The 24,518-nt window shown below is 65.4% G+C and carries 15 protein-coding genes and 1 tRNA gene; 13 read left to right on the forward strand and 3 right to left on the reverse strand.

Translation table 11 applies throughout. The annotated features are described in order from the left end of the window. Positions 1-71: 71 nt before the first annotated feature. The 6 genes from ACETPF_RS15775 (at position 72) to ACETPF_RS15800 (ending at position 10,229) form a co-directional block, all read left to right on the forward strand. Positions 72-5,234, forward strand: a complete 5,163-nt coding sequence (locus ACETPF_RS15775) for a cadherin-like domain-containing protein (RefSeq protein WP_373935504.1) — start codon at positions 72-74, stop codon at positions 5,232-5,234. Between the two features lie 386 nt (positions 5,235-5,620). Continuing rightward, the gene (locus ACETPF_RS15780) at positions 5,621-6,163 is read left to right on the forward strand and encodes a thermostable hemolysin (RefSeq protein ID WP_373935505.1); all 543 of its coding nucleotides are present in this window, start codon (positions 5,621-5,623) and stop codon (positions 6,161-6,163) included. Continuing rightward, positions 6,160-8,199, forward strand: a complete 2,040-nt coding sequence (locus ACETPF_RS15785) for an AMP-binding protein (protein ID WP_373935506.1) — start codon at positions 6,160-6,162, stop codon at positions 8,197-8,199. Before ACETPF_RS15780 ends, ACETPF_RS15785 begins: the two co-directional genes overlap by 4 nt. Continuing rightward, on the forward strand, positions 8,180-8,941 hold the full coding sequence (locus ACETPF_RS15790) for an SDR family NAD(P)-dependent oxidoreductase (protein WP_373935507.1): 762 nt from the start codon (positions 8,180-8,182) through the stop codon (positions 8,939-8,941). Before ACETPF_RS15785 ends, ACETPF_RS15790 begins: the two co-directional genes overlap by 20 nt. A gap of 23 nt (positions 8,942-8,964) precedes the next feature. Next, a complete protein-coding gene (locus ACETPF_RS15795; RefSeq protein WP_373935508.1) occupies positions 8,965-9,597 on the forward strand; it encodes a tetratricopeptide repeat protein in 633 nt (210 codons plus the stop codon). Continuing rightward, positions 9,597-10,229: a class I SAM-dependent methyltransferase gene (locus tag ACETPF_RS15800; protein WP_373935509.1), complete on the forward strand. Its 633-nt coding sequence runs from the start codon at positions 9,597-9,599 to the stop codon at positions 10,227-10,229. Before ACETPF_RS15795 ends, ACETPF_RS15800 begins: the two co-directional genes overlap by 1 nt. A gap of 12 nt (positions 10,230-10,241) precedes the next feature. Here ACETPF_RS15800 and ACETPF_RS15805 read toward each other — a convergent pair whose 3' ends face one another. After that, the gene (locus ACETPF_RS15805; RefSeq protein WP_373935510.1) at positions 10,242-10,688 is read right to left on the reverse strand and encodes a DUF2141 domain-containing protein; all 447 of its coding nucleotides are present in this window, start codon (positions 10,686-10,688) and stop codon (positions 10,242-10,244) included. Positions 10,689-10,870: 182 nt separating this feature from the next. Here ACETPF_RS15805 and ACETPF_RS15810 point away from each other — a divergent pair, with 182 nt between their 5' ends. The 5 genes from ACETPF_RS15810 (at position 10,871) to ACETPF_RS15830 (ending at position 15,959) form a co-directional block, all read left to right on the forward strand. Further along, entirely contained in the window at positions 10,871-11,386 is a 516-nt protein-coding gene (locus ACETPF_RS15810; RefSeq protein ID WP_373935511.1) for a superoxide dismutase family protein, read from the forward strand. A gap of 70 nt (positions 11,387-11,456) precedes the next feature. Beyond that, positions 11,457-12,041: an RNA polymerase sigma factor gene (locus ACETPF_RS15815; RefSeq protein ID WP_373935512.1), complete on the forward strand. Its 585-nt coding sequence runs from the start codon at positions 11,457-11,459 to the stop codon at positions 12,039-12,041. 84 nt (positions 12,042-12,125) lie between these two features. Beyond that, positions 12,126-13,094: a FecR family protein gene (locus tag ACETPF_RS15820; protein WP_373935513.1), complete on the forward strand. Its 969-nt coding sequence runs from the start codon at positions 12,126-12,128 to the stop codon at positions 13,092-13,094. Then, entirely contained in the window at positions 13,051-15,357 is a 2,307-nt protein-coding gene (locus ACETPF_RS15825; RefSeq protein WP_373935514.1) for a TonB-dependent receptor, read from the forward strand. Before ACETPF_RS15820 ends, ACETPF_RS15825 begins: the two co-directional genes overlap by 44 nt. Before the next feature lie 59 nt (positions 15,358-15,416). Next, positions 15,417-15,959 (forward strand): phosphatase PAP2 family protein, encoded by a 543-nt coding sequence (locus ACETPF_RS15830; protein ID WP_373935515.1) that lies wholly within the window; start codon positions 15,417-15,419, stop codon positions 15,957-15,959. Positions 15,960-16,119: 160 nt separating this feature from the next. On the opposite strand, the gene ACETPF_RS15835 is transcribed toward ACETPF_RS15830, so the two are convergent. Then, positions 16,120-16,194, reverse strand: a tRNA-Glu gene (locus tag ACETPF_RS15835). A 103-nt stretch (positions 16,195-16,297) separates the two neighbouring features. Beyond that, complete coding sequence (recJ, locus tag ACETPF_RS15840) at positions 16,298-18,064, reverse strand: single-stranded-DNA-specific exonuclease RecJ (RefSeq protein WP_373935516.1); 1,767 nt, start codon at positions 18,062-18,064, stop codon at positions 16,298-16,300. Positions 18,065-18,204: 140 nt separating this feature from the next. Between recJ and ACETPF_RS15845 the strand changes: the two genes are divergently transcribed. Both ACETPF_RS15845 and ACETPF_RS15850 read left to right on the forward strand, forming a co-directional pair. Then, positions 18,205-20,307, forward strand: a complete 2,103-nt coding sequence (locus ACETPF_RS15845; RefSeq protein WP_373935517.1) for an autotransporter assembly complex protein TamA — start codon at positions 18,205-18,207, stop codon at positions 20,305-20,307. After that, positions 20,307-24,515, forward strand: coding sequence for a translocation/assembly module TamB domain-containing protein (locus ACETPF_RS15850; protein WP_373935518.1), 4,209 nt, complete (start codon positions 20,307-20,309; stop codon positions 24,513-24,515). Before ACETPF_RS15845 ends, ACETPF_RS15850 begins: the two co-directional genes overlap by 1 nt. The last annotated feature ends 3 nt before the right edge of the window (positions 24,516-24,518 follow it).

Consider the following 24,518-nt stretch of genomic DNA (forward strand, 5'->3'; position numbering starts at 1 on the left):
GTTCGAATCACGCGGTAAGGGTGGTACGGGCAGGAAGATTTCTGCCGCGTCGCCACTTGTTGGGGGCAGAAATGACATTCAGCTTGGCGACGTTCGGGTTCCAGTTCGACGAAGACGGCAACGTATTTCTTGAGAACGTTACCCCACCTCCCCTCCCTGGTGCCGCGCTCTACGATCCCAATTTCGTCGGCCCCAAACCGACCGTTTATCAGGCGACCTTCCAGTCGCAGCCCGAATTCGACCCCAATAATTTCATCCTGATCGCTGGCGATTTCCTGAGCTGGCGCGCCGTCAATGGCGTCGAGACGATGACCATCAACGGCAACGGACTTTATTACGCCAACTATATATTGGCGCACGGGAATAATCCGCTGACGTTGACGATCACCATGGCCAACGCCAATGGCGCGGTGAACAGCGGCGGCTTCCTGCTGGGTGGGGGCAACGACACGGTCTACGCCTATGGCTTCCAGGGGGTCATCGATGCGGGGGCGGGTAACGACCGATTCTACGGCGGCATTTATGATGACAGCTTCCTGGGCCGGGACGGCAATGATTATGCCGATGGTGGAGCGGGAACCAACAATCTGGATGGCGGCGCGGGTGACGACACGCTGATCGGCGGAAGCGGCAGCGACGTCCTGACAGGCGGCGACGGCAACGACACGCTGACCGGAAACGGCGGCGTCAACGGGCTCGACGGCGGCGGCGGCGACGATATCATCACTGGCGGTGACGATGACAATTTCGCTTCGGGCGGCGATGGCGCCGACAGGATCACGACCGGCGCGGGCAACGACATCCTTTTTGGCGGCGATGGCGACGATCACATCTATTCCGGGAACGGTAACGACACGATCGTCGGCGGCGATGGCGACGATTACGTCGACTCCGGGATCGGCAACGACACGATTGTCGGCGGCTTTGGCGCGGATACGATCCTGGCAGGCGCCGGCGACGACAATGTCCGCGCTGGTCGCCACGACGACAATGTGCAGGGCGGAGACGGCAACGACGTCCTCTATGGTGATCTCGATCCGGATTATTACGACTATTTCCCCTCGGGTGACGACACCCTTGATGGTGGCGCGGGCGATGATCAGCTTTTCGGTGAAGGCGGCAACGATACGCTGACAGGCGGGGCGGGCGACGACTACATCGACGGCAGCGACGGCGATGACAAGATTACGGCAGGTCTAGGCACGGACATCGTCTTTGGTGGGTACGGCCACGACATCATTGATGCTGGCGACGGCGACGATACGGTTCGCGCGGGCGGCGACGGTGACTGGGTCCAGGGGGGCGAGGGCAACGATCTCCTGATCGGCGACACCGAGGACGGCGGATATCGCACCCCTGGCGACGACACACTGGATGGCGGGGCGGGCGACGACCGACTTTTTGGTGACGGCGGTGACGACACGCTGACGGGCGGGACTGGCGCCGACATGGCGCGCGGCGGAGAGGGCGCGGACGAGATCGACGGCGGCGATGGCGACGACATTATCCACGGCGATGTGAGCGGTGATTTCTATACCGACAATTTCGTCCTTGTCGGAGGCAGCGACACGCTGACGGGCGGTGCCGGAAACGACCAGCTCTTCGGCGACCGCGGCGACGACATCATCGATGCCGGCGACGACGACGATCTGGTGCGGGGCGGGGACGGCAGCGACGATGTCAAGGGCGGCGACGGCAACGACATTCTGATCGGGGATACCAGCGGCGATTGGTATCATGATTATTTCGACATCAAGCCGGGCAACGACATACTCGATGGCGGCGCGGGTAACGACCAGATCAGCGGAGAGGGCGGCGACGACACGCTGATCGGCGGAGCCGGCGACGATGTCCTGGACGGCGGCATTGGCGACGATGTCATGAATGGCGGGTCCGGCGACGACCTTTATTACGTCGATTCGTCTGGCGACGTCGTGAGCGAGGCTGACCTGCCGGGCTCGGACGATCATGGCGGCGGATATGACAGGGTCGCGGCCAGCGCCAGCTTCATCCTTGGCGTCGGCATTGAGGAACTCACGCTGACCGGCGGCGATCTGAACGGCACCGGCAACGAGCTGGACAATGTCATTACGGGAACGGCGGGCAATAACGTCCTGGACGGCAAGGGTGGCAACGACCGGCTGGTCGGCGGCGCGGGGAACGACCAATATTATGTCGATAGCAGCGGCGATGTCCTTGTCGAGGATCAAGGGGGCGGGATCGACACCGTTCACGCCGCCGTGGCGAACTATGCCCTGAGCGCGAATTTTGAGAATTTGACCCTCCTTGCCGGTGGCTTGAACGCAACCGGCAATGATGCCGCCAATGTCATCACGGGCAATGAAGCCGACAATGTGATTTATGGAATGGGCGGGAACGACCTGATCGTCAGCGGCGGCGGGCAGGACATGATCGACGGCGGAGACGGCTTCGACATCGTGACGTTCGTTTCCGACGTCACGAATTATACGATCACCCAGGATGCGGGCAAGACGTTCGTTTCGGACGCCGACGGGGTGACGACACTGATGAACGTCGAGCGGCTGGTGTTCAACGGCGTGGCATTGGGCAACGCGGCGCCCGTCGCCAGCGGCAGGACGTACCAGCTCCCCATCAAGCCGGTCGGGTCGAGCTTCACCCTGACCCAGAACCAATTGCTGAAGGGCTATACCGACGCCGAAGGCGATCGGATGACCGCGCGCAATGTCACCATCGATCATGGCCAGGTCACCTCAAATTCCGACGGCACGTTCACGGTCACCTATGACCCCGACTATTCCGGGGCCGTCTCCATCTCCTACGACATCGTCGACGAATTCGCCGGCCAGACGCGGGCGGGTTTCGTCAGTGCGATCGCGCCGATCGATGCGGCGCAAATAACCGGCCCAACCTACCGGCTCCTGGCTGCGGCGGCGGGCAGCACGCAGCATCTGACCCAGGCCGAACTGCTGGAAGGATATTCCGACCCGAACGGCGGTCGCCTGACCGCGCGCAACCTGACCATCGACCATGGCAGCGTGGTCGCGAACGCGGATGGTTCGTTCACCGTCACCTATGAAAATGGCTATGTCGGCGCGCTCGTCCTGCGGTATGACATCGCGTCATCCGCCGGCGTGGTGACGCCGAGCCTCATTTCGGCCAAGGCTTATTCGCCAGCGGGTGCCTCGACATACTACACAGCGGCCGAGGCAAGCGCAGGGGCCGAAAGCGCCAACGGCGGCGTCGATACCATCTATGCGATGGATTTCGTCGTCCTCCCCGATTTCATCGAAAATTTGATCCTCCTTCCAAACAGCCGAAGTACCTATGCCCAAGGCAACGCGTTGGATAATTTTATCCAAGGGAACAAGGCCGACAACTTTCTTATAAGCTCGATGGGAAGCGATGTCTTCGTGGGGGGCGCTGGTAATGATTTTGTGGATGCCTCGTTCGTAACGCTGACTACCCCCATGCAAATCGCCTATGACGGCAATGATATTTTCTACGGCGGTGATGGAAATGATTATTTCATTTTCCCGACGCCCTCGGACAATATCTTCTATGGCGGACGCGGATACGACACGGTCCAATATGCCCAGTATCTCGGCGTTCGGGCGTTTCGACCGGATGAAATTGAGATAACGACCGAGGGCCGGATCACCACCGTCGTTACGCCGGAGGGGATCGACACCTATTATGACATCGAACAGATCACCTACTACCGAGCCACGCCGGATGGTGTCGTCCGCTATAATCACATCATAGCGCCTCCGACCTACCTCAACCCCTATCTGCCGTCGGACGCGCAGCTTGCGCCGGTACGCGGCGTGCGGGGCGGCCCGTCGGTCGTCGTGACGCAGGATGCGCTGATCACGGGCTTCGTCGATCCCAATGGCGCGCATATGTACGTGCTTGGGGTCAAGGATCAGTTCGGCAATTCCTATGGCACCGATCAGAACGACAATTTCATAATCCCCGGCCAGGATTTCCGCAACAATGACGGGAGTTGGGCGGACACAGTCCTGCACCTCACCTACACCATCTACGACGATGTCGGCGGCAGTGTGGAGGCGACGCGCGATATCATCTTCGGGTCGGGTCATGAGGGCGACGACCGCTGGATGGTGAACGCCGCCAACAACGCGGTCGTTGAACTGGCCGGCGAAGGCTATGACACCGTCGTCTCGTCGATCGACTACATCCTTGGCCCCAACGTCGAGAAGCTGGCGCTGATCGGCCCGGCGCGCTCGGGAACCGGCAACGATCTCGACAATGCCATCATCGGCAATCTGCGGGACAATCTGTTGTTCGGGCTGGGAGGCGACGATCGGCTGGACGGGCGCGACGGCGCGGACGTGATGACCGGCGGCGGCGGCGACGACAGCTATTTCGTGGACAATGCAGACGATCAGGTCGTCGAAACGGGCAACGGCGGGTCCGATCGCGTCTATGCCAGCGTCGATTACACCGCGCCCGACCATGTCGAGATGCTGATTCTCACAGGCGGAGCGATCACGGCCATCGGCAATGCGGCGGACGACAAGCTGATCGGCAATGGCCTCGCCAATTTCCTTTACGGCAACGGTGGCGACGACCGGCTCGACGGCCGAGCGGGCGCGGACACCATGACGGGCGGGGCGGGCGACGATGTCTATATCGTCGAAGATACCTACGATATTGTCATCGAACTGTCCGGTGAAGGCGACGATCTGGTTTCCGCCCGCGTCGATTTCGCGCTGCCCGATAATGTCGAACGCCTCACCCTCTCCGGCGACGCCGTCAGCGGCACCGGGAATGGGATGAACAACGTCCTGACCGGCAATGCACAGGACAATCTGCTGTTCGGCATGGCGGGCAACGACGTGCTGCGCGGAGGCGCCGGCCGCGACGTGCTGGAGGGCGGGCTTGGCCGCGACACCCTGACCGGCGGCGAGGGCGCCGACCAGTTCGTGCTAAGTGCGCCGGCCGGCACAACGAACGCCGACCGCATCAGGGATTTCGTCACTGGCGAGGATCAGATCATCCTCAGGAAATCGGCCTTCGCCGCGTTCGCGGACCATGCCACATCCGCGATCGACGCGCCGGAACTGGTCTTTGGCAATGTGGCCCTGACGCCAGACCAGCACCTCATCTACGCCGTGACCTCAGGCAATCTCTACTATGACGCCGATGGGTCGGGCAAGATCGCGGTGGCATTGATCGCAAATCTTGGTGCCGGAACGATCCTGGCGCCGACCGACATATTTGTGGGCTGAGGTTTTGGGCCGGTTGGATTCGGGCGACCGGCCCCCGATATTTGCGGCGAGGATTTTGCCCACCGCGCCATCGTACCCGTGCCGGGCTGCGTGGTGGCGGTTTCCGCCGACAGTTCGACTGGCATTCGGCCGCGTCGGTCATATTCCCTAGCGGCGTAGCTGCGGGTTGCACGGGGCAGTTCGCGACACCGGCGCCGAGGGTCTGAAAAGAATGGCAATGGTCCCGTCGTCGATACGGCTCCTCCGTGCGCCTGCGGGTCCATGTTCATTGTCGATGTTCCGCCCGCTGCAAGGGCAACGCTTCCGCGTGCGCAAATAATTTTTGAGGCAACTGTGGTGCTTGCCATGCGGCGCCGTCGCTTGGATGAAACAAAGTGAGCGTGGCGATGAGTGAAGCTGTCCTGGCCTTCGTGGCGGATCGATATGCGGCGCAGCATGGGGCCAGGCCCTGCATGGATTATGGGCATTGGCACGTCGTCCATGCCCCAGCGGCGCAGCCACTGGCGGCGCTGGCGATCCGTCGCGCGGCGGACGAAACGCTATTTCTGGAAACCTATCTCGACGTTCCGATAGAGGCGGCGGTCTCCCAAGCCTTTGGCAACCCTGTGGCGCGCAGCGCGATCGTGGAAATCGGATGCCTGGCTGCGACGCCGACCCCGGCGATGCTCAAACTGTGGGGCAAGGCGGCCCTCAGCCTGTCGGAAGGGCACAGCGTCGCCGTTGCCACGCTCACCTTGCCGTTGCGAAAGATGTTCAGGCGCGTCGGATTGCCATTTGTCGAACTGGCCAAGGCCGACCCCGCTCTTCTGCGCGGGGCGGCGTGTGACGACTGGGGCCGCTATTACGACGCCGAGCCGCTGGTCTGCGCCGGCAACATCGCAGCGGGTTCGGCCGCCCTGCAAGCCTTTGCACCTGGATATCGCGGATGAGCGGGCTTCTCCAGGCGATCTATGCCAGAGCCGATCGAGCGGGTGACCGCGTGGCGCTGGATGACGGATCACGCCAGCTCGCCTATCGGGAACTGCAAAGTGCCGTCGAGACGCTGGCAGGGTATATTCGCGACCGAATTGCCGGATCTGGGCCGGTCGCCATAGAGCTCGACAATGGCATCGACTGGGTGCTCGCCGATCTGGCGCTGCTGTCGCTTGGCCGGCCGAGCATCCCGATGCCCGCCTTCTTCACGCCGGAACAGCGGTCAAGGGTGCTCGCTGACGCGGGGGCGGCCGGGTCGATTACGGGCAGGGGCATAGTGCTGTTCAACCACCCGGCCGCGGCCATTCCGGCAGGGACCGTCAAGATCAGCTACACGTCAGGTTCGACCGGCGACCCGAAGGGCATCTGCCTGGATGACCGCCTGATGCTGGACACTGCGCGGGCGATCATCGCACGCCTCGGCGAGGGACTGGCCGATGTGCATTTTCCCATCCTGCCGCTGGCCGTGTTGCTGGAGAATGTCGCCGGACTGTATGCGACCCTCCTCGCCGGCGGGCGCTATCTCGTTAGACCGGCGGCTGCGATCGGACTCGCCAATCCCTTCGCGGTCGATGACGCGCGGCTGGTGGCGGCGATCGACGCCAGCCGTGCGACCAGCCTGATCCTCGTGCCCGAATATCTGGCGCGCATCGTCGATAGGCTCGAGCGTACCGGAGCCCGGCTCGACAAGATTCGTCTTGTCGCCGTTGGCGGATCGCGGGTGCCCCTGTCGCTGATCGAGCGCGCCGATCGTGTCGGACTCCCCGTGGTGCAAGGCTATGGGCTGACCGAGTGCGGCTCGGTGGTTTCGCTGGAGTCGCTGGGTGAACGTGACCGTGGCAGCGTCGGCCATCCGCTGGATCATGCCACCGTCACGCTGGCGCCCGACGGCGAGATCGTCATTGACGGGCATTTCCATCTAGGGACGATCGGCAATCCTCGCGTGGACGGTCCAATCCTGACCGGAGACATCGGCATGGTAGACGCACAGGGCCGCCTCTCGATCATCGGGCGCAAATCGAGCCTCATCATCACCAGCTTCGGGCGCAACGTGGCGCCCGAATGGGTCGAGGAGCAACTGGTGGCCCAGCCGGAGATCGCGCAGGCGATGGTCCATGGCGATGGCGAGAGCGCATTACGCGCGCTGATCGTGCCGTCGTCGCGCGATGCCGACATCGCGGCGGGCGTGGCGGCCGCCAATGCCCGTCTCCCGGCCTATGCCCGGATAGGTCGGTGGCAGCCCAGCCATCCCTTCACCCCGGCCGATGCCACGCTGACCCCCAACGGCCGGTTGCGCCGGGCGGCGATCCTCGACCGGCTGGCGGCTCGTCCCTTCTTCGATCGGCTGTGTGCCGAAACCGCGCCGGCTCGCGCACGGCTGCTGTCGGTGCCTCAGCTTCAGGCGGGCCTTGCCGGCCGTATCAGCCGGACCACCTATCTCGCCTATCTCGCACAGGCCTATCACCATGTCCGCCATACCGTGCCGCTGATGCGGCTGGCGCGATCGGGCCTTCTGGCAAAGCCCATGCTGGTCGACGCGCTCGACGAATATATCGCGGAGGAGGAAGGCCATGAACAATGGATCCTCAATGACATCCGCGCGGCGGGAGGCGATCCCGACGCGGTCGTGCGGGACGGCCCGTCGGCCGCGACCGCGCGGATGGTCGACCATGCCTATGCCACGCTGCGGGACGGCAATCCGGCAGCCTTCTTCGGCATGGTGTTCGTATTGGAAGGAACCAGCATCGCGCTGGCGAGCGACGGCGCTGACGCGGTGCGTGAGAGCCTTGGCCTGCCGCGCACGGCATTCACCTATCTGACCTCGCACGGCGCGCTCGACCAGGATCATATGCGTTTCTTCGAGGCGCTCATGAACCGCCTGACCGATGCAGGAGACCAGGACGCCATCGTCGCGATGGCGAACGATATGTTCGAACTGTTCGGCGGCCTGTTCGCCGGCATCCCGATGGAGGATGATCGTGCAGCGGCTTGACGGCAAACGGATCGCCGTGACCGGCGCGGCAGGCGGGTTGGGAATCCCCCTGACATTGTTGCTCCGGGAACGAGGCGCTCATGTCCTGGGGATCGACCGGGTCTGCTGTGCGGGGTGTGACGAGAGTATCGTCACGGACTTATCCGAAGACGCGGCGCTTGCTTCGCTCGCTGGAAGGCTGGGGAGCGATACCCCTGACATTCTCGTGAACCTCGCCGGGGTCATGCGCTTTGGCCTGCATGAGGATCAGCCGAGCGACGCGCTCGCGCTCTGCTATCGTGTGAACCTCTATGTCCCGGCGGTCCTGGCCCAGGCGGTCGCCGCGCCGATGCGGGCGCGTGGCCATGGGCAGATCGTCAATATCGGTTCGGTGCTGGGCGCGATTCCCTATCCCTGGTTCGCGGCGTATTCGAGCAGCAAGGCCGGGCTGGCGGCATTGAGCCAGAGCCTCCGGCGCGAGCTGGCGGGCAGCGGCGTCGCCGTCACCCATGTCAGCCCGCGCGCCGCCAAGACCCCGCTCAACAACAGCCAGGTCAATCGCTTCCTCGACATCGCCAACATGAAGGCCGACGAGCCGGAAAAGGTCGCCGCGCGGATCGTGGAGGCGATCGCGCAGCGGCGCGAGACCGTCACCATAGGCCGGATGGAGCGGCTTTACGCGATGATCAACGCGATCGCGCCGCGCCTCATCGACGCTGGTATCGCGCCGCAAATCCGCCGCGCGCGGGCCGAATTCTGCTGACCATGCACAGGAGAGAGAAGATCATGAAACCATATGTCGTGCTGGCCGCCATGGTCGCCATGGCACTTCCCGCCGCCGCACAGGCCGGGATGTCCGATGACGTGAAGTCGATCAATGACAACTGGGCTCGCATTTCCTACCAGATGAACGGATCGAGCCATCAAACGGTCGCGCTGGACAAGCTCGCGCGCCTCGCCGACATCACCGTCGCCCGCTATCCCGGGCAGGCCGATCCGCTCATGTGGCAGGGGATCGTGGTCAGCGAGCAGGCCAATCGCGCCAACATTTTCCACAAGCTGAGCCTCGCCACGCGCGCGCGCGATATCCTCGCCCGCGCTTATGCCATCGATCCGCAGGCCGGCAATGGCGGGGCGGCGATGAGCCTTGGCGTCCTCTATTACAAGGTGCCGGGTTCGCCGATCGGTTTCGGCGACAACGACCGTGCGCGGAAACTGCTCCAGCAGGCCCTGGCGCTCGATCCCAACGGCCTCGACGCCAATTATTTCTGGGGCGACTATCTTTATAATCAGGGCGACAAGGCCGGCGCAAAGGTCGCCCTCGCGAAGGCCCTGCGCGCGCCACATGATCCGGCAAGACCGGTTTGGGATGCCGGTCGGCGTGGCGAAGTGCAGGCCTTGCTGCGCAAAATCGGATGATGGGTTTCGCCGCCACGCTCGCGCGCCAGCTTGCCGCGCCTAGCGGGATCGCGGGCGCGCTGTGCGGCGCGGCGATGGATCTGGCCAACCGCGCGCCGCTGCGGATGGCCGTCGATCTTCTGGCTCCCCTTGATGGCGAGATGTTGCTCGACGCCGGATGCGGCACCGGCGCCGCGAGCGAAGCGATACGGCGGCGGGCGGATTGCCGGATCATGGCCGTCGACCGGTCGGCGACGATGGTCCGACGCGCGCGCTCGCGACTGGCAAGTGGGTGCAAGAGCGGGACGGTGTCGGTGCATCGGGCCACGCTGGAGGCGCTGCCGTGTGCACCCGGCAGCATCGACGCCGCGCTCGCCCTCAACATTCTCTATTTCTGCGGCCAGGACGGCGCGATGATCCGGGCGATCCGCGAGGCGCTAAGGCCGGATGGACGTCTCGTCGCTTATGTCACAGACAGGGAAAGCATGCAGCGATGGTCGTTCACGCGCGAGGGCTTGCACCGGCTCTACGACGGCCGGGCGCTGAAAGCGGCTTTGGCCCATGGCGGCTTCGATCCCGCGCGCATCGCCATCGATGAGAAAGCCGTCGCTCCCGGCGTCACCGGCCTGTTCGCGCTCGCTTATGCAGGTTGACCGGCTGCCGGTTCAGTAATGCAAATCGATCATGATCGACTTGTTCTGGTCATCCATGGCGACCTTGGAAGCCTTGAAGCCGGGCGGTCCCATCACCTTCGGGTTGTTGGACAGCCCCCATCCTTCGGTCGGGAACATGCCGAACCGAAGGTCCAGCTTATCGTTGCCGTTGGCATCATGATAGACCATCACCGCATAGTCGCCGGGCGGGAGAGCCTGGAACCGGACCGACGCCGTTGCCGAATTCGCCGGCGCCTTGAGCACCCGGAAGGCACGATCCTCGTGACGAAATCCGGTGGGGCCGCGATAGAGTACGACATGGATCGAACCCGATCCGGGCGTGATATGCTCGGCCGTGACGTCCAACTCGCCAGCCAAGGCCGGTGCCGCGAGCAGCCAGAGGCTGGCCGCTGCCGCTGGCACGAGGCCGCTCGACCCAATGGCGCCGAAACGAAACATAGCCGCATCTCCCAGCTGTCCGACGGCTTGCCGCCGATCGAAAGTCAGGACGCCGCCGACAAAGGCCGACCACAGCTCGAAGGATGACGGGATATGTAAATTTTGAACAGGCTGAGGCGCCTCGCAACGGCGGCGTCAGGTCACATCAGGCTCACCCCCCAATCCCGCCAAGGAGATTGCACATGTATCACCCGTCCATCTTTCTGATGTCGTCCCTTGCTCTGTCCGCAGCGGCGCCAGCCGCGATCGCCACAACCTATCCGCTGAAGGGGGCGGCTGAGGGCGTCGGCGGACAAGTGACGCTGACGGACGCGCCCAAAGGCGTGATCGTCCGGGTCGAAGCCCATGGACTGAAACCGGGGTGGCACGCCGTCCATTTCCACGAAAAGGCCGATTGCTCGGACGCGATGTTCAAGTCGGCCGGCAGTCATGTTCACATGATGGCGCCCGCCGTCCATGGCCTACTGAACCCGGCCGGCAACGACTTTGGCGATCTTCCCAATCTTTTCGCAGCATCCGATGGGACAGGCACGGCCGAATTCTTCTCGCCCTTCGTGGCGTTGCAGGCCGGAACGGCGCGGGCGAACCTGCTGGACACCGACGGATCGGCTCTTGTCATTCACGCCAACGCCGACGACTACGTGACCCAACCGATCGGCGGAGCAGGAGAGCGCGTCGCGTGCGCGGAAATCCGATAGCGCCGCGCATGGAACGACGGAGACGGACGCAGGCATTTTCCGCGCGACTTCCTGTCTGATGGCGGGCAATATGGCGATGCGCTTCGGCGCAGCGAACGGGAAGTCCGGAATGGAGACCAGGAGGTCCGCTGTCGAAGACGATAATAACCCTGCCGGCGGGTTGGCGGCCATGCTCACGGCGAATCGACCCCAGCTCGTCCGCTTTTTCACCAGCCGCACAGGCAGCTTGGCTGAGGCAGAGGATGTCGTGCAGGAAATCTGGCTGCATGTCTCCCACGCCGATACTGGGCCGGTCGTCAGCCCGCTGGCCTATCTGCATCGGGTCGGCATGAATATCGTGCTTGACCGCGTGCGCGAGCGTCAGCGCCGGACCAGGCGCGAGCAGGGCTGGTCCGATTTGGCGATCGAACGACGCGGCGGCGAGGCGACCGACGACAGCCCTTCGCCGCATGACATCGCCGATGGTCGGCAGCGGGCCCGGCGGCTTGCGACGGCCATAGAGGCGCTGCCGCCCGGGGCTGGCCGAGTGTTTCGGCGTCACAAGCTCGACGGTCTCAGCCATAGCGAAGTTGCGGCGGAACTGGGAATCAGCCGAAGCGCGGTCGAAAAGCACATCGCGGTGGCGCTGCGTCATTTGCGAGCGGCGCTCGAATGATGATGACAATGAAGAGCAACTGGGGTGGCGCGCGGCTGGCGGCGTCTCTTTGCCGGAACCCCGACAGGAATTTTGGAGGTCGGCATGACCCAGTCTGAGCAATATCAGGAACCGATCGACGTGGAAGCGGCCGAATGGCACGCACGCCTCGACTCGCCCGATATGGATTGGGACGCCTTTGGAGCCTGGCTTGATGCCGATCCCGCCCATCGCCTCGCCTATGATTCCGTGGCGTTGATCGATGCCGAGATCGACGCACATCGCGACATGATAAGCGCCAGCCTTCCCGCCAATGACATGGACGAAGACCAGCCCTCCATCGGTCCGCGACGGCGCTGGTGGATCGGCGGCGGCATCGTGGCGGCGGCCGCGGTCGCCATTTTGTTTGCGCCAAGGATGGCGACGGTCGCCACCGAGCCGATGGTCGCCTACAGCACTGGTCCCGCCCAGACCCGGATGATCGACCTCAAGGACGGCAGCCACATCCTGCTTGACCGCAACTCGCGCCTGGCCCTGGCCGATGGCGTGTCCCCTAGAGTCGAAATGCAGGGCGGGGCGGCCTATTTCGACGTGCGCCACGACCCGTCGCGGGCTTTCCTGGTCCACGCGGGAGGGTATGAGGTCCGCGACATCGGGACGAAGTTCGATATCGTGATGACGTCCCATCAGCTTGGCGTCGCTGTCAGCGAAGGCAAGCTGATGGTGGCGCCGAAGGATGGCGCGGGCACACCGGTTAAGGCCGGCCAACGCATCGACGTGGCGCCCCGGACTGGCGAAGCGAAGGTCAGCCGCATTGACGCCGTCAGCGTCGGCGCGTGGCGCAATGGACAGCTCGTTTATCAGGCGACGCCGCTATCGCTGGTAGCAAACGATCTCACCCGCTATGTGGGGCGCCCGGTTATGGTCGATCCCGCGATTGGCGATTTGCGGGTGTCGGGGGTGCTTGCGATCAGTGATGGTGCCGGACTTGTTCAACAGATCGAGGCTCTTCTTCCGGTCAGGGCCGTGGATGCAGGCGCTTCGGTTCGTCTGGTCGGGAGCGGCGCTCGCTAGCCTGTTTCACTGTGCCGCCCATGCGGAGCCGCGAACCATCGATATCCCGGCCGGTTCGCTTCAATCGGCGCTCGCCGATCTGTCTCGCCAGACCGGCATCTCGGTCGGAATGGCCGGTACGATCCCCGCGCATCCCACGCCGCGTGTTCACGGCCGGATGGAGCCAGCGGCGGCGCTCGCGCGCTTGCTCAAGGGATCGGGATTGCGTGCGGTCCGCGCCGGCCCAACCTTATGGCGGCTGGACCGGCAGACGATCCCTGTGCCGCCCCCCGCCAGTCCGCGTGTAGCCACCGCGTTTGCAGATATCATAGTCACCGGCCGCAAGCGCGACGAGCGCTTGAGCGAGGTGCCAATAGCGATCAGCGTGATCCGGCCCGGCATGACGGGCCGGATGATCGCCCCGCGCGGCGTCCATGATCTGCTCGCCTCGGCCGAAGGGGCATTCACCACCAACCTGGGTCCAGGCCGCGATCGTATCTTCCTGCGCGGGGTGGCCGACAGCGCGTTCAACGGTTCGACCCAATCCACGGTCAACCTTTATCTCGACGACGCGCGGGTCAGCTACGCGACCCCTGATCCGGATCTGCGTCTCGTGGACATCGACCGGATCGAGTTGCTGCGCGGGCCGCAGGGCCCCCTCTATGGATCAGGCGCACTTGGCGGCATCGTGCGGATCATACCCAACAAGCCCGATGTGCAGCATTGGTCGGGCATGGCCGCGATCGAGGCCAGCCAAGTGGCGCATGGCCGCCCCGGCGGTGCGGTCGAAGGGGTGATCAATGCGCCCCTCATTCCCGACCGACTGGCCGTCCGACTTGCCGCCTACGGCGATCAGGGCGGCGGCTGGATTGACGATCCTGCGCGTGGCAAGTCGAATGTGAACCGTAGCCGGCGCTCCGGCGCGCGCGCGATGCTGGGGTGGAGGATCGATGACGCCTGGCGGGCGGATTTTGGTCTGACCACCCAATGGCTCAACGTCCGCGACAGCCAATATGCCTTTCGCGGGCTGGCAAGAAACACCGCGCGCGCCGAACCGCATGACAATGACTTTCTGGCCGCGACGGCGGCGGTGCGCGGCAAGCTGGGAACGCTCGATCTCGCCTCTTCCACCGCCTATGTGACCCATGAATTCAGCAGCATCTACGATGCGACCTCTCGCGCCCGCGCTCTTGGCCTGCCTGCGCCTTTGGGCTTCGAGGAATTGCGTCTCCTTCGACTTGCGACGCAGGAGATACGGTTGAGCGATACGCTGGCTGCTCGCCCCTGGGTCGCGGGACTGACCGTCCTCCAAGCTGAAAACACGCTGCGCGATAGCTTCTTGCCGCCGGATTCGTCGCAAATTCGGCTGCTGTCTCAGCATGATGACAGCCTTGAGGCGGCGCTGTTCGGCGAAATGACCCAGCCTTTGGGGCGGAACTGGTCGGTGGCGGTGGGCGCGCGGGCTTATGTCGCGCGGGTCGACAATGATCAGGAGGGCCAGACCAAACGACACTCGCGCAGCCAAGGGGTCTCGCCCAGCCTGACCCTGTCCTGGCACCAAGCCGACCACGGGACGGTCTGGCTCCGATACGCGAGCGCGGTGCGGCCGGGCGGCATCAATACGGATGGTGAACCCAGTGCCCGGTCTTTCCGATCAGACGAACTCAAGAGCCTCGAACTGGGCTGGCGATTGGCGCTGGCCGATGGCCACATCCAGCTCGATGGCAGCCTGTTCGGGCTTCGCTGGGAAAATGTTCAGAGCGACACGCTGGGTCTGGACAGCCTTGTAAGGACCATCAACGCCGGACGGGCACGCAATGTCGGTATCGAACTTTCGTCCATAGTTCGCGTCGATCCGTTCCGGCTGGAGGGCAATCTCACGGTCCAGCACGGCAGGCTCTATCGCCCGTCGGCGGCGGCCAATGCGCTTGGCGACGACAATCGCCTTCCGGTGCTCCCGGATTTTGCCGGCGGGCTCAAATTCTCCTACACGCGGTCCGTCGGCAACGCGGCCTTCGGCGGGTTCGTTTCGGCCCGCTACACCGGCTCCGCTCGCCTCAGCTTCGATCCGTCGCTCGACCGTCCGATGGGGAATTTCTGGGTCGCCGACATTGGCGCAGAACTGTCGCGGGGCGATTGGAAAGCAGGGTTGACGCTCACCAACTTTCTCGACCAGCGTGAAGACAGTTTCGGCTTTGGCAACCCCTTCACGGTGCGCCTGATCGATCAGCGTACGCCGATGCAGCCCAGAACGATGACCCTGCGACTACAAAAAAACTTCTGATCGCAACTGGGGTGCTCCCTCGCCGGTGCCGTCCTGCACCGGGGTTGGGGGAGAGAGCGATGGGTAAGGTTATTGCAGGTGCAGCGCTGGCCGGGGCGCTGATCATGGCTTCGCCTTGTAAGGCGCGATCGCTGCATCGGTGGGACCAGGCGAGCACGGTTGCCGCCGGGGCGGTCGCCGCGCTCGCGCTCGGTGTCCCGCTGACAAAGTCCGACGTTGCCGGTATCGAACAGGCCGGGCTCAGCATGGCGGTAGGCACTGCGAGCGCGTTCGCGCTCAAATCCCTGGTCGACGAGCGCCGCCCTGACGGGACGGATCACCACAGCTTCCCATCGGGGCATACCAGTTTCTCGTTCGCCGCCGCCGCATCGCTGGAGAACCGCTATGGCTGGAAGGTCGGGTTGCCCGCTTTCGCGCTGGCGAGCTTTGTCGGCGTGGCGCGGGTCGAGGCGAAACGGCATCACTGGTATGACGTCGCTGCGGGGGCAGCCATCGGATCGGCATCAGGCTTCCTGCTCACACACCGGGCTGGGCGCACCGTTGATCTGTCTGCCTGGGGAGGGGCGGGAGGTGGCGGACTGGCCCTGCGTGCGATTTTTTAGGCTAATGCCAGCAACACCATCAATTGGGCGAATACAGGCTTTGGGATGTTTTTCGCGCCGCCTCTTTAGGCAATCCTACGTGCTCGCTGACGTCCGACCACGTACATTTCACGGATAGGGGATGAATACAGCCAAGCATATTCTAAATGCTTGGAAAATATGGTGACCCCTACGGGAATCGAACCCGTGTTTCAGCCGTGAAAGGGCCGCGTCCTAACCGCTAGACGAAGGGGCCACTGCGCGCGCCGCCGATGGGGCAGCGTGCTGAAGCGAGGGCGCAATTACGGGGAGACGGGCACAGGGTCAAGCCCTTGGCGTCAAGAAAATCGCGCCCCGGCTCAGTCGGCCCAGGCGGCGTCCTCCAGGTGCAGTTCGGCGGCCGGGCGGCTGCCCCAATCGTCGATCTTCGCCTTGCCCGCGACCCACAGGCGCCGGTCGCGCGGCGCGCCCAATATCGCCTGCCCCAGGTCGGTTTCCGCCTGGCGGAAGGCGATGGTCTTGATCGACCGGCCATCCTCCCCGCTCATGATCGCGCGCAGATGGCCGTTGCCCACCACATCGGCCTTCACCACCCGCATCGGCCCGGCGGCGATCAGCGGAGCGGGCCAGCCGGCGCCATAGGGGCCGCCCTGCTCGATCGCGGCGACGAAATCGGGATTGACCCCCGCGGGCGCAAGCACCGCGTCGATCAGCAGAGCGCGGTCGTCGCGCGCCTTCGCCACCGAAACGGACAGGCGATCGTCGAGGTAATCGGCGAGCGCGTCGATCCGGTCCGCCGCGACCGTCAGCCCCGCCGCCATGGCGTGTCCGCCGCCCGCAACCAGCAGCCCGCTGTCCTTGGCCGCCAACACCGCCGCGCCCAGATCCACGCCGGAGACCGAACGGCCCGAACCCTTGCCCACCCCCGCATCATCCAGCGCGATGACGATCGCGGGCCGGCCCGCCTTGTCCTTGATGCGCCCGGCGACGATGCCGATGACGCCGGGGTGCCAGCCCGGCCCGGCGATGACCGCGACGGCGCGATTGCCCTGCGCCGCCAGCAGCGCCTCGGCCTGTTCCTGCACCGTCGCCTCGATCGCTCGACGCTCCTCATTATAGTGATCCAGTTGCGCCGCGATTCGCGCCGCCTCCACCGGGTCGTCGGTCGTCAAAAGGCGCACGCCCAGATCCGCCTGCCCGACGCGCCCGCCCGCATTGATGCGCGGCCCGAGCGCGAAGCCCAGATCGTGGCAGAGCGGCGCGCGGGTGAGGCGCGCGGCGTCGATCAGCGCGGCGAGGCCGATATTGCGGCGCTTGGCCATCACCTTGAGCCCCTGCGCCACGAAGGCGCGGTTGAGGCCCTTCAATTGCGCCACGTCGGCCACGGTGCCGAGCGCGACGATATCGAGCAATTCCATCAGCCCCGGCTCTGCCCGATGCGCGAACCAGCCCCGCGCGCGCAGCGTCCGCACCAGCGCCGCGCCGAGCAGGAAGGCGACGCCGACCGCCGCCAGATGGCCGTGGCAGGCAGCGTCTGGATGCTCGTCCAGCCGGTTTGGGTTCACCAGCGCGAAGGCGTCCGGCAACTGGGTGGCGCATTTATGATGATCGACCACGACCACATCGACGCCCGTCGCCCGCGCCATGCTGAGCGCGTCGAACGCCTGCGCGCCGCAATCGACGGTCACGATCAGGGTCGCGCCCTCCCCCGCCAGCCGCACCAGCGCCTCGCCCGATGGGCCATAGCCTTCCATCAGCCGGTCGGGGATATAGGGCTTTGCGTGCAGGCCCAGGTCGCGCAGCAGCCGGATCAGCAGCGCCGCGCTGGTCGCACCATCGACGTCATAATCGCCAAAGATGCGGACATCCTCTTGCGCCTGCACCGCGTCGGCCAGCCGTTCGGCGGCGGCGTCCATGTCGCGGAACAGGCTGGGGTCGGGCATGAAGGCGCGGATGGTGGGGTTGCGGTGGGCCTCCACCGTCTCGCGCGCGCAGCCGCGGGCCAGCAGCAGCTGCGTCACCAGATCGTCGGGCAGATAGGCGGGATTGCGCCCGTCCGCGCCGCCGCCGCGCCAGCGCCACGGCTGTCCGCTGATCGACCGGGAAATGTTGAGCGCGAAGGTCATTGCCCCGCTGTAGCGCCCGACGAGTCGCGTGGGAAGCGCGGCAAATCATGTCGCAGGTGGAACCCTCGCAACGCGTTGGGCGTATTGCTTCTTTGCCGGGCCATAACATATGCGCGGCGCGAAAGGGGCTGCGCGGCGCGATGACGGAACCACAGGCATATCATGTCCGGTGCATGGTGGGCCTGTTGCTGTTGAGTGCATCGCCGCTGCCGCTGCTCGCCCAGACCGCCACCCCGCCCGCACTCGAACCCGGCGCCGAAGAACCGATCCTGCCCGACGACCAGTTTGAGGCGCGGCTGCCCAAGGTGGAGAGCGCCGATCCCAATGCGCCGCTGCCCTCGATCGACAGCTGGATCGACCAGCAGATGCCGCAGCAACCGGCCGCGCCGAACGCGCTGCCGCCAGCGATCGAGCCTGCGGAGGAGCGGGAGCTTGCTCAGCCGCTGCCGCCGCTTAACAGCGTGACGGTGCCCGCCAATGTCGCGGCAAACGACGATCCCGATGCTAAGCCGCCCGAAGTGCGCTACGCCACGACGATCGACGGATTCGGGAAGACGGGGCTGGAGGACGAGTTCCGCGGCGAATCCGCGCTGATCGACGGCAAGGGCCGGGCCGACACGGCAGCGATGGTGCAGCAGCGCGCCGACGAGGACGAGAAGCTGGCGGTGCGCCTGCTTTATTCCGAAGGCTATTATGACGCGACCGCGCTCGCCAGCCTCGATCAGAGCGGTAACGGACAGCTGACGGCGGTCATCTCGGTGACGCCGGGCAAGCGTTACAAGATCGGCACCATCGTCATCACCGCCGACGCGACAGTGCCGCCGACTTTGATCCGCGACAGCCTGCCGCTCAAGACGGGCGACTATATCGTGGCCGCCACGGTCGAGAGCGCCGAGGCCAATGTCGGCGTGCGGCTGCCCGAAAATGGCTACCCGTTCGCGAAGGTCGGGCAGCGCGACATCTTGCTCGATCCCGCCACGGTGACGGGCGACTACACACTGCCGGTCGAGGTCGGTCCGCGCGGCACGTTTCGCAAGATCACCACGAGCGGCGAGAAACAGGCGTTCGGCGCGGACCATATGGAAGTCATCCGGCGCTACAAGCCCGGTGAACTCTATGACAGTCGCAAGGTCGACGATCTCCGCAAGGCGCTGGTCGCGACTGGCCTCTTCTCCAGCGTCGCGGTCGATCCGGTGCGGACCAACGAACCGGGACCGGACGGGACGGAATATGTGGATCTGCATGTCGAGCAGGAAGCCGGGCCGGCGCGCACGCTCGCGGCCGAAGGCGGCTATGGCACTGGCCAGGGCTTCCGCGCGGAGGGCACATGGACCCACCGCAACCTGTTCCCGCCCGAAGGCGCGCTGATCCTGGGCGCGATCGCGGGCACGCAGGAACAGGGCGCGTCGGCGACTTTCCGACGCTCCAACGCGGGCAAGCGCGACAAGACATTCCAGACCGGAATCACGCTCAATCACCAGAATTACGACGCCTATGAGGCGTTCACCGCCGGCGTGAACATCGGCTGGTCGCGCCAGTCCACGCCGATCTTCCAGAAGCGCTGGACCTACAGCTATGGTGCCGAGATATTGGGCACCAACGAGCAGGTGGTGGTGGACCCCGCGACCGGGGACAAGACGCGGCGGACCTATTTCATCGCCGGGCTGCCGGTGCAGATCGGCTATGACCGCTCCAATGACCTGCTGAACCCCACCAAGGGCTTCCGCGCCAATCTGCGCGCCGAACCGGAAGGATCGCTTCAGGGTAAATTCTCCCCCTATCTGCGCGCCACCTTCGACCTTTCGGGCTATTATCCGGTGATGGACAGCCTAGTGATTGCCGGCCGGGTGCGCCTGGGGACGATCAGCGGGGTCGATCTGGACGATGTCGCGCCGTCCCGCCGCATCTATGCGGGCGGCGGTGGATCGGTGCGCGGTTTCGGCTATCAGGAACTGGGGCCGAAGGATGTGAACAACGATCCCATAGGCGGCCGATCGGTCAACGAGTTCGCGGTCGAGGGGCGCTATCGCTTCGGCAATTATGGCGTGGTCGCATTCGTGGACGGCGGCCAAGTCTATGACAGCCAAATCCCCCGGTTCAGCGACATGCGCTATGGCGTTGGCGTCGGCGGGCGCTTCTACACCAATTTCGGGCCGTTCCGCGCGGACATCGCCATGCCGATCAACCGGCAACCGGGCGAATCCAAATTCGCCATCTATATCGGCATCGGGCAGGCTTTCTGATGGCGCAGAACGATACCCCTCCCCCCGCCGACGTCGTGGTCATCCGCGAAGGCCGCCCGCTGTGGCAGAAGATCGCGATCGGCATCGTCGGCCTGATCGTCGCTTTGCTCCTGCTGGTCGCCGGACTGCTGTTCGGGCTCAATACGCAGCCAGGCAAGCGCTTCCTGATCGGCCAGATCGCCGCGCTCCAACTGGAGTCCGGCATGAAGATCGAGGTGGGACGGATCGACGGGTCGATCTATGGCGATATGGTGATCCATGACCTCGTCCTGCGCGATCCCAAGGGCGTGTTCGCGGTCTCGCCGCAGGTCCATGTCGTGTGGAAGCCGTTCCGCTACATCAACAATCACCTGTCTGTCAGCCTGCTTGAAAGCCCGTTGATCGTGCTGGCGCGCAGCCCGCAGTTCAATGTGACGCAGAGCGATCCCAATGCGCCGATCCTGCCCGACCTCGATATCGACGTCGACCGGATGAAGATCGCCCGCTTCGTGCTGGCGCGGCCTGTGATCGGGCAGAAGCGCGAGATCGCGATCGACGGCGTCACCCATATCGCCGACGGTCGCGCGCAGCTTTCCGCCAGCGCCATCGTCGATAGCGGCGACAGGTTGGAGGCGAAGCTGGACGCCGTGCCTGCCCAGAACCGCCTCGCCATGAGCGGCACGCTGACCGCGCCCAGAGGCGGCGTGATCGCCGCCATGTCGGGCCTGACCGATGGCGTCACCGCGACGCTGGACGGCCGGGGCACCTGGCAGGCGTGGGATGGACGGCTGATCGCGCGCTCGCCCAAGGGTGAACTGGCGAACCTGGCGCTGGCGGCGCGCGATGGCAATTTCGCGGTCAAGGGGCCGGTGCGACCGGGTCTGGTCCTGGCCGGCACGGTCGACCGGCTGACTGGGCCGCAACTCGACGTCGATCTGCTCGCTGGCCTCAACGAACGGCGGGTGAACCTGAAAGGGACGTTGCGATCTCCCGCTCTTTCCGCGGACGCGCAGGGGTTGGTGGATCTGGGCACGAGCCGGTTCAGCGCGCTCCGCATCAACGCCGCCCTGCTGACTCCCGGCGCGATCATGGAGAAGGTGAAGGGGCGCGACGTGCGCGCCTCGGTCATCCTCGACGGGCCGATGGCGACGCCCTTCATCGACTATGACCTCACCGCCAAATATCTGGCGTTCGACGCGACGGGCATCGAAAATCTGAAGGCCAGCGGCCGGGCGGTGATCGACAGCGACCGCATCCGCATTCCGGTGAACGCGACCGCGACCCGTGTCACCGGCCTCAACGCGGCGGCGGGCGGCCTGCTCAATAATCTGCGGGTGAAGGGCGACTTCGCTTACGCCAGCGGGAAACTGATCAGCGACAATCTCAAGATCGACAGCGACCGGGTGGACGCGACCGCCATCGTGCTCGCCGACCTCGACAACGCTCTGTATCGCGGGGCGCTGAAAGGACGTGTCAACGACTACAAGATCGACGGCGTCGGCATCGTCAACCTGAACACCGATGTCGAGCTGGTGCCTGGGCCGCGCGGCGGGTTCGGCCTCGCCGGCCGCTTCGGGGTCCGCACCGCGCGGTGGGAGAATGCCTCGGTCCGCGACTTCCTGGGTGGCAACGCAGTGGCGAGCGGCCGCATAGGCATGACGCCGGAGGGCAAGTTCACCCTTGCGGGCCTGAAGGGCGCCGCCCCCAATTTCACCATCCATTCGGGATCGGGCAGCTACGACACCAACGGGCAGATTGCCTTCGACGCGACCGCATCCTCGCGGCAATATGGCCCGCTGGCGCTGACGGTGCGGGGTACTATGGAGCGCCCGCAAGCCGTGCTGCGCGCGGCACGGCCCAATGTCGGCGTGCAGCTCAACGATGTCGTCGCGAAGCTCAACGGCGAAGCGGGCGGCTACCGGCTCGAAGCGACGGGCGGGTCGCCTTACGGCCCCTTCTTCGCCAATGTCCTGATCAGCACGGCGCAGGGACCGCTGACGATCGACGTGACCCGCGCGCGCTTTGCCGGCGTCGATATGAACGGCCGTATCCAGCAGAGCCCCGCCGGCCCCTTCACCGGGCAGCTGGCGATGAACGGCTCCGGCATCACCGGGCAGGTGCGGCTGGCGGCCGTGGGCAAGGCGCAGGGCGTCGACCTCAACGCCACCGCAAGCAACGCGAAGCTGCCGGGCGAGGCCGACGTCGTCATCGGCCGGGCGATCGTCACCGCCTCGATGGTGCTGACCGACCAGCCGCAGATCCGCGCCGACGCGCAGATCGCCAACGCCGCCTATGGCGACTATGTCGTGCGCAAGGCGCGCGGCCGGATCGACTATCAGGGCGGACGCGGACGGGCGCAGCTGGTCGCCGACGGATCGAGCGGCGTGCCCTTCTCGATCGCCGCCAACGCCGCCTTGCGCCCGAACCTCTACGCCGTCGCGTTGCAAGGCAAGGCGGCCGACATCGATTTCCGCCTGGGTCGCCCCGCCATCATACGCGTCGAGCAGGGCGGATACCGCCTGGAGCCTGCAACGCTGGTGCTGCCGCAGGGCAAGGTCGATCTGGCGGGCCGCTTCGGCGGGACGACGGCGCTCCAGGCGCGGTTCAAGGATTTCGACCTCGGCATCCTCAACATCGCCGCGCCGGGGCTGGGCATCACCGGGCGCGCGACCGGCACGCTGGACTATGCGCAAGCGGGCAGCGCCTTTCCCACCGCGACCACCCGCCTTGCCATCAACGATTTCCGCCGCTCCAGCCTGACCGCCGTGTCCGATCCGGTGTCGATGAGCGTCGAGGGCAAGCTGTCGTCGGCTGGCGGCGACATGCGCGGCCTCATCCGGCGCGGTGGCACTACGCTCGGCCGCTTCGTGGCGACGCTCGTGCCGCCCGGCGCGGGCGCAAGCTGGGCCGAACAGTTGCAGAATGCGCCGCTAGGCGGCGGCATCCGCTATGCCGGACCGGCCGACGTCCTCTTCTCCTTCGCCGGGCTCGCCGACCAGCAGCTGACGGGCGGCCTGGCGGTTGCGGCAGACTTCGGCGGGCGGCTCGCCGATCCACGCCTCAACGGCGTGGTGCGCGCCAATGCGCTTACTTACGAGAATGAGACGTTCGGCACGCGGGTGACCCAGATGCGGCTGGATGGACGTTTCACCAACGACCGGCTGGACATTCGCGACTTTTCCGGTCGCGCAGGCGACGGCACGGTGCAGGCGTCGGGCACCGTCGGGCTGGCGGCGGATAGCGGCTTCCCCATGGACATCGCCGTCAAGCTCGACCGCGCGCGCCTCGCCCGCAGCGAGGCGATCACGAGCGTCATCAGCGGCACGATGAACATCACCAACAGCGCGCAGGCCGGCGGCCTCATCCGGGGCGATCTGTCGCTGCCCGAAACCCGCTACCGCGTCGCCTGGCAGGGCGGCACGGAAATCCGCCAGCTCACCGGCGTGCGGCGGAAGGGCGACAATAGCGATCCGCTGGCGGCGCGCACCGCCCAGCGGCAGGCGGCTGCGCGTCCAGCCGACTGGAAGCTCGACATCCGGATAAGGGCCGACAACGAGATTTACGTGACCGGCATGGGTCTCGATTCCGAGTGGAAGACCAACATGCGCGTCACCGGCACCACCGCCGCGCCGCGCGTGACCGGCCGGATCGAGGTGATACGCGGCCGCTACAGCTTCTCAGGCCACCAGTTCGACCTGGAACAGGGCATCATCAACTTCAACGGACCGATGATGAACCCGACGCTCCAGATCAAGGCGGAGACCCGGATCGACACGGTGACCGCCGGCATCCAGGTGACCGGGAGCGCGCAGCAGCCCGACATCGCCTTCATCTCCACGCCCACCTTGCCGCAGGACGAGATATTGGCGCGCATCCTGTTTGGCGACAATGTCGCGAATCTTTCGGCGGTGCAGGCGGTGCAGCTCGCCGCCGCGCTCAACGGGCTGCGCGGTGGCAGCGGTGGCCTCAACCCCATGGGCAAGCTGCAAGGTGCGTCGGGTATCGACCGGATCGGCATCGTGGGCGGCGACGAGAAGACCGGGCGCGGCACGTCGCTCGCGGTGGGGCAGCATATCTCCAACAATATCTATGTGGAGGTCATCACCGACTCCAAGGGCTTCACCGCCACCCAGCTGGAGATCGCCCTTTCGAAGGCGCTCAGCCTGCTGTCGCGCACCGGCACCAACGCCGGATCGTCGGCGAACCTGCGCTATTCGAAGGACTATTGAGCG

This window comes from Sphingobium agrisoli, assembly GCF_041877245.1.
Lineage (GTDB): Bacteria > Pseudomonadota > Alphaproteobacteria > Sphingomonadales > Sphingomonadaceae > Sphingobium.

Bases quoted from the DNA above. Each gene is read 5' to 3' on its own strand.
- ACETPF_RS15815 (WP_373935512.1), top strand. From the start codon at position 11,457: ATGGCGATGCGCTTCGGCGCAGCGAACGGGAAGTCCGGAATGGAGACC.
- ACETPF_RS15805 (WP_373935510.1), bottom strand. From the start codon at position 10,688: ATGTTTCGTTTCGGCGCCATTGGGTCGAGCGGCCTCGTGCCAGCGGCA.
- ACETPF_RS15845 (WP_373935517.1), top strand. From the start codon at position 18,205: ATGACGGAACCACAGGCATATCATGTCCGGTGCATGGTGGGCCTGTTG.
- ACETPF_RS15825 (WP_373935514.1), top strand. From the start codon at position 13,051: ATGCAGGCGCTTCGGTTCGTCTGGTCGGGAGCGGCGCTCGCTAGCCTG.
- ACETPF_RS15775 (WP_373935504.1), top strand. From the start codon at position 72: ATGACATTCAGCTTGGCGACGTTCGGGTTCCAGTTCGACGAAGACGGC.
- ACETPF_RS15820 (WP_373935513.1), top strand. From the start codon at position 12,126: ATGACCCAGTCTGAGCAATATCAGGAACCGATCGACGTGGAAGCGGCC.
- ACETPF_RS15780 (WP_373935505.1), top strand. From the start codon at position 5,621: ATGAGTGAAGCTGTCCTGGCCTTCGTGGCGGATCGATATGCGGCGCAG.
- ACETPF_RS15800 (WP_373935509.1), top strand. From the start codon at position 9,597: ATGGGTTTCGCCGCCACGCTCGCGCGCCAGCTTGCCGCGCCTAGCGGG.
- ACETPF_RS15830 (WP_373935515.1), top strand. From the start codon at position 15,417: ATGGGTAAGGTTATTGCAGGTGCAGCGCTGGCCGGGGCGCTGATCATG.
- recJ (WP_373935516.1), bottom strand. From the start codon at position 18,064: ATGACCTTCGCGCTCAACATTTCCCGGTCGATCAGCGGACAGCCGTGG.
- ACETPF_RS15850 (WP_373935518.1), top strand. From the start codon at position 20,307: ATGGCGCAGAACGATACCCCTCCCCCCGCCGACGTCGTGGTCATCCGC.
- ACETPF_RS15790 (WP_373935507.1), top strand. From the start codon at position 8,180: ATGATCGTGCAGCGGCTTGACGGCAAACGGATCGCCGTGACCGGCGCG.
- ACETPF_RS15810 (WP_373935511.1), top strand. From the start codon at position 10,871: ATGTATCACCCGTCCATCTTTCTGATGTCGTCCCTTGCTCTGTCCGCA.
- ACETPF_RS15795 (WP_373935508.1), top strand. From the start codon at position 8,965: ATGAAACCATATGTCGTGCTGGCCGCCATGGTCGCCATGGCACTTCCC.
- ACETPF_RS15785 (WP_373935506.1), top strand. From the start codon at position 6,160: ATGAGCGGGCTTCTCCAGGCGATCTATGCCAGAGCCGATCGAGCGGGT.